The 10696-nt window shown below is 62.6% G+C and carries 13 protein-coding genes; 6 read left to right on the forward strand and 7 right to left on the reverse strand.

The annotated features are described in order from the left end of the window. Positions 1-90 precede the first annotated feature (90 nt). A complete protein-coding gene (locus J2847_RS33185; protein ID WP_209782997.1) occupies positions 91-318 on the reverse strand; it encodes a site-specific integrase in 228 nt (75 codons plus the stop codon). Between J2847_RS33185 and J2847_RS34740 the strand changes: the two genes are divergently transcribed. Then, a complete protein-coding gene (locus tag J2847_RS34740; protein WP_267912600.1) occupies positions 305-439 on the forward strand; it encodes a hypothetical protein in 135 nt (44 codons plus the stop codon). The two genes, J2847_RS33185 and J2847_RS34740, sit on opposite strands and share 14 nt — an antisense overlap. A gap of 59 nt (positions 440-498) precedes the next feature. Here J2847_RS34740 and J2847_RS33190 read toward each other — a convergent pair whose 3' ends face one another. The 3 genes from J2847_RS33190 to J2847_RS33200 all read right to left on the reverse strand — a co-directional run bounded on the left by J2847_RS33190 (position 499) and on the right by J2847_RS33200 (position 2001). Further along, on the reverse strand, positions 499-918 hold the full coding sequence (locus tag J2847_RS33190) for a hypothetical protein (RefSeq protein WP_209782998.1): 420 nt from the start codon (positions 916-918) through the stop codon (positions 499-501). A gap of 41 nt (positions 919-959) precedes the next feature. Further along, the gene (locus J2847_RS33195; protein WP_209782999.1) at positions 960-1472 is read right to left on the reverse strand and encodes a hypothetical protein; all 513 of its coding nucleotides are present in this window, start codon (positions 1470-1472) and stop codon (positions 960-962) included. A gap of 94 nt (positions 1473-1566) precedes the next feature. After that, a complete protein-coding gene (locus tag J2847_RS33200; RefSeq protein ID WP_209783000.1) occupies positions 1567-2001 on the reverse strand; it encodes a hypothetical protein in 435 nt (144 codons plus the stop codon). Between J2847_RS33200 and J2847_RS33205 the strand changes: the two genes are divergently transcribed. Next, positions 1993-2232, forward strand: coding sequence for a hypothetical protein (locus tag J2847_RS33205; protein ID WP_209783001.1), 240 nt, complete (start codon positions 1993-1995; stop codon positions 2230-2232). The two genes, J2847_RS33200 and J2847_RS33205, sit on opposite strands and share 9 nt — an antisense overlap. A gap of 90 nt (positions 2233-2322) precedes the next feature. Here J2847_RS33205 and J2847_RS33210 read toward each other — a convergent pair whose 3' ends face one another. From J2847_RS33210 to J2847_RS33220, 3 genes are all read right to left on the reverse strand, one after another. Continuing rightward, the gene (locus J2847_RS33210; RefSeq protein ID WP_109086638.1) at positions 2323-3177 is read right to left on the reverse strand and encodes a ParB/RepB/Spo0J family partition protein; all 855 of its coding nucleotides are present in this window, start codon (positions 3175-3177) and stop codon (positions 2323-2325) included. Then, a complete protein-coding gene (locus J2847_RS33215) occupies positions 3167-4183 on the reverse strand; it encodes an AAA family ATPase (protein WP_109086683.1) in 1017 nt (338 codons plus the stop codon). The genes J2847_RS33210 and J2847_RS33215 overlap by 11 nt, the downstream gene beginning before the upstream one ends. A gap of 144 nt (positions 4184-4327) precedes the next feature. Continuing rightward, positions 4328-5257, reverse strand: a complete 930-nt coding sequence (locus J2847_RS33220) for a replication protein RepA (RefSeq protein ID WP_209783002.1) — start codon at positions 5255-5257, stop codon at positions 4328-4330. 1083 nt (positions 5258-6340) lie between these two features. Here J2847_RS33220 and J2847_RS33225 point away from each other — a divergent pair. The 4 genes from J2847_RS33225 (at position 6341) to J2847_RS33240 (ending at position 10340) form a co-directional block, all read left to right on the forward strand. Continuing rightward, complete coding sequence (locus J2847_RS33225) at positions 6341-7432, forward strand: hypothetical protein (protein WP_209783003.1); 1092 nt, start codon at positions 6341-6343, stop codon at positions 7430-7432. Positions 7433-8671: 1239 nt separating this feature from the next. Then, positions 8672-9205 carry a hypothetical protein gene (locus J2847_RS33230; protein WP_209783004.1) on the forward strand — a complete coding sequence of 178 codons (534 nt, stop codon included), beginning with the start codon at positions 8672-8674 and terminating at the stop codon, positions 9203-9205. Continuing rightward, positions 9202-9441, forward strand: a complete 240-nt coding sequence (locus J2847_RS33235) for a hypothetical protein (RefSeq protein ID WP_109086642.1) — start codon at positions 9202-9204, stop codon at positions 9439-9441. The genes J2847_RS33230 and J2847_RS33235 overlap by 4 nt, the downstream gene beginning before the upstream one ends. 350 nt (positions 9442-9791) lie before the next feature. After that, a complete protein-coding gene (locus J2847_RS33240) occupies positions 9792-10340 on the forward strand; it encodes a T4SS efffector SepA family protein (protein WP_209783005.1) in 549 nt (182 codons plus the stop codon). Positions 10341-10696 lie beyond the last annotated feature (356 nt).

Raw genomic sequence — 10696 nt, forward strand, 5'->3', positions numbered from 1 at the left:
ATCCTCGACCTCCGTGAACACTTCAAGGTCCGCCGCCACAGATCGATGCGGTGATTGCCCGGTCCGAACCGAAGGGGCCGCTCGTAACGCTTACGATAGGCCGATGTGCTGTGAGGTCTGGACAAGCAGATCTTCGAGCAGGCCAATCACCGCCCCCACGTCGATGCAGTCGAGCAGGGTGCGGGCCTCGGCCGGATCCAGCACCGGGGTCTTGCCGGCCCGCACCGACGCGGCCGGGTTGACCGGCATCACCTGCCCGGTCACCAGCCAGTCGAACAGATGTCGGAGGGCTGCCAGCCGCTGCTTGACCGTCGGCACGGACACCAGGCGGCCCTACGCCTCGATCCAGGTGGCGACGTGCAGCGGCTGCACGGCGGTGATCGACGGCACGCCGGCATCGACGCACCAAGCGAGGAAGTCGAAGCAGCGGAGCTGGTGATGGGAAAGGGCTGACGGATTGCTGGTCGGTTGGCAGCGGCAGCAGGGGAAAGGTCATGACTACCAATCGTCCGGCATGAAGGCGGTATCCACGTGGATCCCGTGAACCTGTCCGTGCCGACGGAACAGGGTCGTGGCGGTGAGGCACACTAGGCGGAGGCGATCGGCGACCGCCGCGAGCAGCGTCAGCCGATCCATCGGCACCGTCACATAGGCGTGCAGGGTGTCCTCACGCGCGTCGAGAGACCCCAGGCTCTGAGCATGCTCCCCATGTCCTGGTTCCGGCAGCCTGACCCGGCCGCTCACGATGATCTCGGCATGCGGGTAGCGGAACGGAGCCGGCCGGTGCACGGCGCCCCGCACGGTGAGGGAGCTGTGCTCGCGGTAGGGGCCCGGCTCGCGCTTGGGATCGGCGATGGAGAACAGCCATGACAGCTCCCAGCCCGTCACCGCCACCACGTACTGCGTGATCGGCTCCACCGCAGGGCGGCGGCTCTTCGGCGGTCGTGGCCGCTGGGAAATCATGCCGGCGGCACATCATCAGCCGCGGCAGCCGCCACAGCCTCGATTGGCTGGAAGCGGTACGACGCGCAGGCGGCGATGGTCGCCCGCGACGGACGGGGTTTGGAATAGGCGCCGCGGTCCCTCCAGGATGTGGTCTGGGTGAGGCCTTCGTTCTCACCCAGCGCCACCATCGCCTCATGCGGCATGAGATACCAGGCACCGGCCATCGGGAACGCGATCCAGAGATCACGATCGAGATACTTGCGATCGATCGTCCACCGGCTCTTGAGCTGCACCTTGCGGATTTCGCCGTCGCGCTCGCGGTGCAGGATGAAGTCCACCCCGCCGTCATAGACGGGCAAGAAGACGTTGAAGCCCTGGGCAAGCGCCAGGCTCACCACGGTGTTGCGGTTGATGACCTCGCGCACCTGGCTGCGGTAGCGCCCCGTGCCCGGGGTGGCCTCCACCGGGTCGTCCTCGTCCAGCGCGCTCGGACCAGCAAGCTCCGGCGTCTGTGCCGTCATCGTCATGCCCTCCCCCTTTATCGCTGATAAAGGACATTATCATAGGTAAGGGGGGCACCTGGAGCCTGGGCGCCACACCGCCGCCTCCCCACGGCGGTCGTTACGGAAGGGCGGCCGAAGCGAGTTTCCCCAGGTCCAATTCGCCCTCGGCACTCCAGCCGGCCGTGCCAGCCTTCACCTCCGGCCGGAACGCCTGCCGGGCGAGCTCTGCCGCTGGAAGAGAGTGGACCAGCCCTGTCATGGCTTGGCGCACCTCCTCCAGATCCGCTCCGAACTTGCTGACCAAATACCGCTCTACGCTCGCCGGCGTGATCGGCTTGCCCTGGCGCACCGCGCGCAGGCCGTCCTTGGTGTGTACGGCAGGGATCGCTCGTCCCATCAGGTCGATGTGGATCTCCTCGCCATGCTGGAGCGCCTTGCGCTGATCGCTCACCGTCTCCGGAGTGGGTTCATAGATTCCCAGTCGGACGCCTTTGGCCTGCGCCGTAAGACCCGACAGAGCCTTGCCCAGGGTGAGAGCCTCATCGTGGTCCAAGCCCAACCGCTCCGCACCACGGCGGCCCACAGCGTCAGCACCGGCGCTCGGTTGATCATGATCTTGCGGTGCGAGGACGGCATCGTCTCACCCTGCTGTTGTTTTCCTCTCCTGAACTTCCGTCCGATCTATGTGAGCCGTGCCGACACGCTCGTCGACGGCACGGCGGAGCAGACCCTGCTGCACAACGAGACGGGGGCGCGGCTATGCCACTGGTACCCCGCTCGCTAAAAGGGGTGACAGCGAACGCCGTTCCGTCCCTGACTTACGAAGTCGTAAGTTGAGCGGCTCTGCGACAGAACTTACGACGTCGTAAGTCGCCTACTCACCCAACAGGGTGTCGATGCGAGCACGCATGGCGCGCAGATGTGCGCGGTGCTCGTCGGCTAGCGACGGGGCTGCCTCTTGCAAGCGGCTGAGGTCGCTGGCCATCTTGCCCAGGCTCTTGCCAATCGCCTGGGACGTCCAGCCGGTGGCGCGGCTGGGGGCGGCCTGCCCTGCCTTCTTAGCGGCGCGCAGGTCGCGCACGGTCAGTCCGGCCAAGACTTGCGCCCACAGATCCCGGATCCGGTCTTCATCGTCGAGCGTTGCCAGCTCCACCAGAACGGAGCGGCTGACGCGGCTGGGTTCCTGGCGGTAGGCATCGAGGATGTCTGCCGGCAGCCGCAGGACGGACAGGCGGCGGGACACCTCCGCCTCGGCGCAGCCGAGCATTGCGCCGACCTCGGCCATCCGATAGCCGTGGGTCTCCATCAGCCTCTGCAGGCTGCGCGCGAGATCTACCGCATCCAAGTCGACGCGCTGAACATTCTCGATGAGCGCGATCTCTTCCGACCGCCCCTCGGTGATGATGGCGGGGATGGTCGCGCGACCGAGCAGCTGGTGGGCTCGCCAGCGACGCTCGCCCGCCACCAGCTGGTACCGGCCGGGTTTGTCGGTCGTCTTCACCAGGATGGGCTGCTGCAGGCCGATTTTTCCGATGCTGTCGGCAAGGGACTGTAAGGCCACGTCGTCAAACACCGTCCGCGGCTGGTCTGGATTTGGCGTGATGCCAGCCACATCAGCCTCGATAAGGCGGGGCAGGGTGCCTGACAGGCCGAACAGCTTGTCGGTCTCCGAGGTCTCGGCGGGGGCGCTGACTGGCGCCCGCTCGGCACGCTTGAACTTAGGCGGCATGCTGCACCTCGCGCAGGCCGGCGGTGACCATCAGGCTGTCAGCGATGGCGACGAACGTCTCCAGTCCAGGCGCGCCGGGGTCGCCGGCCAGGGTGATCATATTGGCGGCCGACGCTTGGGAATAGACGGTGGAGCGGGGGATTGGTTCGAACAGCGGGATTTGCGCGCCCCACTGGCTGTGCAGCTCGTCCAGCGAAGCCCGGTCCTGCGACTGGCGGGCCGTGTACATCGTCGGCACGATTCCCAGGAAGCGGAGATCCGGGTTGGACCGGCGCCGAATCTTCGCCACCGTCTCCAACAGGTGTTCCAGGCCAAGAATGGCGTGGGCCTCGGTCTGGCAGGGGATCAGCAGCAGCTGCGCCGCGGCGAGTGCGTTGCTGGTGACCATGCCCAGCGCCGGGGCGCAGTCGATGACGATGAAGTCATAGTCGGCCCGCGCGCTCGACAGCATGTCTGCCATGGCGCCGATTCCGGTGGGTTCGTGATAGAGGTCGGCCTCTGCCGCCGCCAGGGCGATGGAGCTGGGCACAAGATCAAGGCCCGGCACATCGGTATGCAGAATGACGTCGGTCAGCGGCGTCTTGCCGGTCAGTGCATGATAGTGGGTGCGGCCCTGTTTTGTCAGCTCCACCACCCGCTCCTTCGTCACGCCGACATGCACCGTGGCGTTCCCCTGGCTATCGGCATCGACCAACAGCACGCGGTTGCCGGCCCGCGCCAGCACATAGCTCAGATTGACGCTGGTCGCCGTTTTGGCGGTGCCGCCCTTCTGCAGTGCGACAGCAACGGTCACTGCCGGTCCATGCCGCTGCGGCCGGTCCAGGCCAAGAGCGGCAATGGCCAGGGTGCCAGCTACGTCGCGCGGCACCTTCTCCCGGTCCGTCTCCCAACGGCTCACCTTCTGCTTGTCATAGCGCCGGCCGAGCAGGTCATTCAACCACACGGCAAACTCGGGCTGGGTTTTGCCCAGCCGCTCGCGCAGCGCGCGCAGTTCCTCTCCGGTCACCCGTGCCTCCATTTTTTTGTAGGCGCACGGTATGTGGTGGATTCTACCCTGTCAATAGTATCTACTCACCACCCATTATCAACTTAGGCGGCGAATGCCGTTCGCCGTGGACTCTGGTGACGGGGTGTGGACTCTGGTGACGCATCACCGGATGGCGGTGACGCGCTCACGAATTGGGGGCGGGGAGGGGTAGAGGGTGACGCCCTGGTCGTCCATCGTGACCACGGCCTCTGGATAGACCGCCAGGGCGGCCTCGAGCACGGCGCCGAACTTCGCCTTGAACTGGCGCACCAGTTTGTAGCCTGCGCCGAACTGCTGGTGCATCGCCGCCCAGGTCACTGGGGTCGGCTTGGACAGCGCATGGAGCCGATAGGCCAGCCATGTGTAGAGGTCGATGGCGGCGCTGTTGTTGGCGATCTGGCGCAGCGCCGTTTCGTTGACCGGTACCGGGTGGTCGCGCAGAGCCTGGAAGAAGTCGTCGGACAGGCGGACTGTATCGACCCAGAGGCGCGGCTGTTCGCTGCGGTCCTCAAGATCCTGCAGGCGGAAGCCGCCCTTGACGATGTTACCCTTTACGAATCCTGAGCCACGCTCGGTACGCCAGGTGAAGGTGAGATTGCAGGCGGCGATGCGGTCGGCTTGGTCGCGCACCTCTTTGAGCGTCTTGCCGCCAACGCTGATGCCCATCCGGCCGAGCCAATCGCGCATGCTGGCGCCTAGCTCGACCTCCGGATTGTTGGTTTGTACGGCGCGGGTTTGCAGGTAGAGCATGATCATCCGAGCGCGGCTGCCATAGGGCACGCCGTGGACTCTGGTGACGCCATCAGCGTCGGGCAGGCTGCCGGGGTCGATAGTTAGGGTGACGTTATGGCCATGCCGCTCCCACCGCTCACTGTCGCCAAGCTTTTTGTGTGGGAAGCTGGTCAGGCAAAAGCCTGAATAGGTAAAGGAGAGCGCAGGATCGTCCTCAGCCATCACGGCGGCGGCCATGTCGATGAGCTGCTTTCCTTCCGGTAGCAGTCGACGTGCTTCCGAGTGTCCGTGCTGTAATATCAGCTGATGAACGTTGCTCATGGCTGCCTCCCGGTCCGCACTGTGGCGGCTCGGTGTGGCGAAATCAATGTGGACTCTGGTGACGCAAGCTATTTGGAAGTTATTTGGATCTTACTATTTGCTTCGTCACCAGAGTCCACGGGATAACTCCAAATATGGCGAGTCGTGCGTCACCAGAGTCCACACGACCGTCACCAAAGTCCACGGGATAAGTTGCCGCTGGCTTTCTGTCACGATTGCGAATCACCCGACTCGGGTGGTGTGGACTCTGGTGACGGCAGGGTGGTGGGGGCACGGTGGGGTCGAGGGCGGCGCGGTAGTGGTGGATCACGTAGGTCCGCATGGCTGAGGCCAAGTTGGCCGGCTCGCCTGTGAAACGGTGCGCGGCTGGGACCCCACAGTTTCCATTACTATCAACGTGTTTGCGTGCCGATCGGCTTCAGCCCACCACGCCGATTCACAGCGCTGCCCTCCAAATGCAATGTTCGACCCGTCCGACGGCGGCAGGGAAGGGGAGCGTTCCCGGAACGTCTCGCAAACCCAAATTGTGGGCATGCGCTGGACGCATTAACCCCATGATGTAGCGCAGCCTGCCGACAACGGTTGACCAGTCCCCAAATGATGATGCAAGTTAGTAGGTCTCCGCCGGGGTGCCACCCCCGGCGGAGAGGCTGGACGAAGGTAGCGCTTCGAACAGCGGGAAGAGACAGACTTGTATTATATTCCCGCTGATATCGCAAACGCCTCTTCCATCTAGACGCTGTATAGATGGCGATGAGATCCACTGAGGCGGGCATGATGCTTCATCACGACGCGACAGTCCGAGAGGTGGAAACGAAAAGCCCCCGGCGCTGCGAACGCCAAGGGCTATGGATCTACTACAACGGCTGGCAGGCCACGTGGATAAACACCCCGAATCAAATTGGCATTCGAGGAACAAGCGCCTGCACGCCGTTTCCTATATGGAGACGGTAGGGAATGCATGCTCGCAGTGAAAATGAAGGGCAAGACAAGCCGCTTTCGTTCCATTGGCATGCTGCGGACAATTCATGGCTAAGGCACCTACCTGTTCCGAAGATGAGGACGGCCAAAGGAAAGGTTGCTGTGGAAGCGATCTTGTTGGACGCCATCATTGAGGCCAACGGTGAAGACCGATGGATCTCTCATGCCCGCCGACCTGCTCATTATACGGCAGCCGGCCGCTATCAGGGCACAGCATACACCTGCACTACCGTCGTCAACGGTGTTGACGCGCTGCATGAAGCGGGCTTGATCGAGGTGATTATCGCTCCACCCAGCCCGAGAGCCGGCTGGCAATCCGTGTTCCGTGCCTCTCCGCTTCTCCGTGCCGCTATGGTTCCGAACGTGACCTATGATCCCGGGGAACTAATCCGTCTGAAGATTGATAAGAAGCTGACGGATTATAAAGACACCGACGCCACGATCCGGCGCCGCTGCAAACAGCGGGAGCTAAACGAGCCAATCGAAGCCGCGGCCATAGCGCTCGAAGCACCTGGAGTGTTCGTTGCTGGCCCTGCCATGAAGGCCGGGAATGTAATCGCCTATCCAGCCCGCAAGACGCTGTATCGCGTCTTTGCCGAGGACTTTGAGCATGGTGGCCGGCATTACGGTGGATGGTGGCAGGGCATCCCCGGCGAATTGAGGGAGAGCATCACCATCGACGGTGAGCCGACTGTGGAGCCGGACTATTCCCAGCACCACGCAAGGCTTCTCTACCGTGTTGCTGGCAAGGTGCTGGACGGGGACGCCTACACCGTCGATGGCTACAGCCGCGATATCGGCAAGATCGGGTTTCAGGCGCTTATCAATGCATCGAGCTATGCGGGAGCCGTGGGAGCTGTCGCAAAGGAGCTGGCGCTGGATAAGATCCCTGCGAACCCTCGCACAGGAAGAAAGCGGAAGCCGGCCGAATGGGAGGTGAAGGCCGAGCGGAAAGAGGCTCACGCCATCGTCGCCGCGGTGAAGCGGCGCAATGCAGCGGTGGGGGATCACTTCCACAAGGGCGTCGGGATGAAGCTACAGCGCGTTGACTCCGATATGGCGGCCGACGTGCTGAAGCGCCTTCGATCACAGAACGTGGTCGCCCTTCCCATCCACGACAGCTTCATCGTTAAGCGCCAGCATGAAGGGCTATGCAGGGAGGCGATGGACGCCGCATTTGCCGCTGTCGCCTGATCCAAAAGCGGTCCCATTCCCACCGCCAATTCGCCTTATGTTCCAGTTAGTTAGGCGAAATCCTTTCCACATATGGAGGGAGAGGTGAAAGGGAAGATGGGGAGTGGTGACCGACCTACCTCCCATCTCTGACCGGTCCTCGCTTCACCACTCATGCTGGCTGGGCGGTCTATAGCCCACGTCCTGGCGCAATCATGAGGCCATCATCGCCGATATGGCCGGGCGGCAGCGGCTTGGTCGGTCCGCTTCAGGCCGTTGGTTACGGAGAATAAGGCGGCAATCAGCAGGTCGGACGCATCGTCTGGAGCAAAATCGGCCCCCTCCAAAAAATCGGCCTTCGGCTGGTGCTGATTTTGCCGGCTGGTCGGGCACATCCACGCCGGTAAATTCCTACCGTGGTCGAGGCGCCTCCACCTTGTTCTCCCTGGTCGGGTCCGTCTCTGGTTCATTCGGCAGATCGGCGACATGGGCCTCATCCATCGTCCTTGTCGAATGCCCAAGGTCTTGTCGATGCCGGCGGCCGGTCGGCTGGCGGAGCTGGTCCAGGCCGACACCATCATCTTGTCAGCCCCACCTATCCGATGCCGGGATTTCCGGCAATGACGGGCGCAGATTTCGCACTGGTGCAGATTTCGCGCCCGTCCAAACCCCTTCGGTTTCTGGCGTCAAACCATCGTCGTCCGGTCCAGTGCTGCCGGTGGCGGGCAGACCATCATGGATCGTGCGTGACATCGGAGAAGCTGTCACGGCTCAAGCGTGACATGGCGTGACCTCTCCCATTTTGAGGAGCGCAAACCCTCGTGCCGAAAGGTGTGCCGGACCGCGTCGAATGGTGCGTCGGCCGCGGCATCGCCAGATGAAATCGTCCAACCAGATCATGGCCTTATCGTTGCCCCTGCTGCGTCGCTTGGTGTGTCGCTCCTGTGCGGGCAGCTGTGCCAACCGGTGGTAGGACCGAAGGCGGAAGCGGGAACGGCTGAGATATCAACGCCTTTCGGGCGGTCAAATGAAACCAGAGACCGCAAAAAGGACCGCTCAAGGGACCGCAGAAACATCGAAGTGTTTTTCGGGGCAAGTAACTTGTGCTATACTGCATCTTGTCACGGCGGGACTGACAAAGCTACGTCGCTTTCAAGTCTCGGCAGGTTTGTCACTAGGGGTTAGGAGGCGAGCATGTTCGGCGTTGGCACTTCGAGACATGCCCACCTCCCTTTCCTCCACTTCGCTTGAGGGAGCGTCATGGAAGCCTGCGTTATGTCACCATCGCCTTCATCGGTCCAGGCCTCCACGGAGCCGGGCCGTGATATCGTCGCTGTCTCCGCCAAGCCGGCCCGCCGCTCGAAAGCGGTCGCGCTGCTGGGGCCGGGCGCAGAGGTTGACCCGGTCCTGGCTGCGGCTCGTGTGCTCGGCATCGAAACCCGTCGCCAACTGCAAGACGCCATCAAAGCGTTTGAAGGCTACGTTGACCCGGAAGGGAACGCCACGTCGGCGCCGGGCCGAGCGTATACCTATATCACGAGCATGGTCTACGCGCCGTTCGGCCTCAACTCGAAAGCCGTCAAAGAGATCATGGCCGGCACCAATCTGCGCGACCGGATGCCGGCATGGTTGGTCCGGTACGTCGATCTTGCCGAGCAGGCGGCGGCGGCACAAATCATGAACGGTATAGCCTTGAAGCTGACCCGGAAAGCCATCCGGGCGAAGGTCAAGGAGTCGATCACCGCCATTGCCGATTTCTGCCGTGCCACCTTCCCTGTGGGGGCTGTCCAATGAGCGGCGACCTGACTCTGTTCAACTACGCTGGCGCCGGCATCCCCGCGGATACGGCGTCGCACCTGGAGTTCTACGCCGCCCGCGTGGAAGCTGGGCACCAGAACGCCGTCGCAGCCATGATGCAGACGGCGGAAGCACTGGCCAAGGCGCGGGAGGAGTTCCCCGCCGACAAGGAGCTCGGAGAGTGGCGCGCGGCCCGGCGGCCTTGGCTGTCCAACGGCATGGTGTCGCAGTAGAGGAGAGCGCGATAGGTGTTAGGTAAACAACGGGAATGGTGAATCGAACCGGAACGGTGACTTACCCCCTGACTCGCAGCCTAACTGTCTGGGAAGCCGACCTTTGGCGGCTGCCCTGGCAATTGTCCGGAAACATCCTCTGTCAACGGGTTTCCGGACATCTTGCATGCCGGATGGGATGACGGACAAGACGGCCTGCGCCGGTATTCTCAACTTGTTCCACCTTCCCGTTGTTCAGCCAACACCTATCGCCTTGTCCTCCACTGGAGCGCTGCGCGCCTAGGGCTTGACATCCGTACATATATACCGTAAATCCGTATTTCAGTATTTAGCTGTTGACGGGGATTTCCATGACGCACCAAGTTGAACTGTCCGACGTCACCTTCACACGCCTCCAAAAGCTGGCCGTGCCGCTCGTGGACAGCATCGAAAGCGTCATCAACCGGATCGCCGCGTATTACGAGGATCACCACGCGCCGCAAGTCGCTCCCGCGCCGGAGCACAAGACTGCCCTTATCAGGAAGTTCAACGGGACCACGCCGCCCGACCTGACTCACACCAAAGTTCTGTCGGTGAAGCTGGCCGGCCAGCCGATCAAGAAGAACAACTGGAATAGCGCCCTCTTTGAAACCATCGGCCTGCTGAAGGGCAAAATCGACAATGCTGACGAAGCACGGCGCTTCATCATTGTGAATTTCGTCAAGGGCAAGAAGGAGGACGAGGGGTACAAGTTCGTGCCGGAACTTGGCATCTCCGTTCAGGGGCAGGATGCGAACGCGGCATGGAAGGGCGCGTCCCACATTGCCCGGCAGCTTGGAATTTCCCTCGAGGTAGAGTTCCTCTGGAGGAACAAGGAACAAGCCGCTTTCCCCGGCGAAACCGGTTGCCTGTCCGCCTGATGGAAGCCGGGGCAGGCCTTCCCTTCAACTATGAGGTTTTCGGGGAACAGGGTTATGCCCCGCTGAAGCTGGACGTGCTAAGAAGCGTGCCGCGTATCCGCCCGCACCGACCTCACGCAACGGTCTCAAGCATTGCTCAGAGGCGTCGTCTACAACGTCAACCGCCTTGTTCTCCTTGGCATTTCCGCATGAGACTTTCGACAGAGCAAGCCTGTCTAAGGCCCCCCGCGACAAACCAGAACTAGAAATCGCTGCGCCTATGTGTGCATCGGCTTGCAACACTGGGCCAGTTTCAGGGGTGATCGGCGTCCAATAACCAGCCACCTCTGATCTGGCAGACTACCACCCTGGGTTTG

Source organism: Azospirillum agricola, assembly GCF_017876095.1.
GTDB lineage: Bacteria > Pseudomonadota > Alphaproteobacteria > Azospirillales > Azospirillaceae > Azospirillum > Azospirillum agricola.

Bases quoted from the DNA above. Each gene is read 5' to 3' on its own strand.
- J2847_RS33235 (WP_109086642.1), top strand. From the start codon at position 9,202: ATGAGCGGCGACCTGACTCTGTTCAACTACGCTGGCGCCGGCATCCCC.
- J2847_RS33230 (WP_209783004.1), top strand. From the start codon at position 8,672: ATGGAAGCCTGCGTTATGTCACCATCGCCTTCATCGGTCCAGGCCTCC.
- J2847_RS33240 (WP_209783005.1), top strand. From the start codon at position 9,792: ATGACGCACCAAGTTGAACTGTCCGACGTCACCTTCACACGCCTCCAA.
- J2847_RS33195 (WP_209782999.1), bottom strand. From the start codon at position 1,472: ATGACGATGACGGCACAGACGCCGGAGCTTGCTGGTCCGAGCGCGCTG.
- J2847_RS33210 (WP_109086638.1), bottom strand. From the start codon at position 3,177: ATGCCGCCTAAGTTCAAGCGTGCCGAGCGGGCGCCAGTCAGCGCCCCC.
- J2847_RS33220 (WP_209783002.1), bottom strand. From the start codon at position 5,257: ATGAGCAACGTTCATCAGCTGATATTACAGCACGGACACTCGGAAGCA.